Origin of the sequence: Micrococcus sp. GbtcB5 (assembly GCF_019091605.1) — a bacterium.
GTDB classification, from domain to species: Bacteria; Actinomycetota; Actinomycetes; order Actinomycetales; family Micrococcaceae; genus Micrococcus; species Micrococcus luteus.
Genome location: NZ_JAGXJK010000370.1, coordinates 1 through 243, shown reverse-complemented (window position 1 = coordinate 243; position 243 = coordinate 1). Strand labels below are relative to the sequence as shown.

Sequence of the window (243 nt, the reverse complement as noted above, 5' to 3'; positions counted from 1 at the left end):
ACCTGGACACTCGTTCCCGCAGATCGGGACGCGCACGACTGGCTCGCCGTCCGCCGTGCCCTCGACCCTGCCGAGGAGAAGGCCCTGGTCAGGACCGCGCAGCACCTCCTGCTCGCACGACGGCTCCGCAACGCGCGGCGCGCCACCGAGCTCGAGGCGGGCGCCGGCCTGCTGGCCGAACTCGTCGACGATTCCGCCGGTGGAATCGTGCGACGGCGTCGGGCGCCCGCCGGGGTCGGGCTG

Annotated in this window: 1 protein-coding gene; it reads left to right on the top strand. The window is 74.9% G+C overall.

Features of this window, described 5'->3' with window-relative positions:
- On the top strand, window positions 1–243 hold a 243-nt coding region (locus KVS67_RS12750), incomplete at both ends, for a hypothetical protein (protein WP_217565522.1).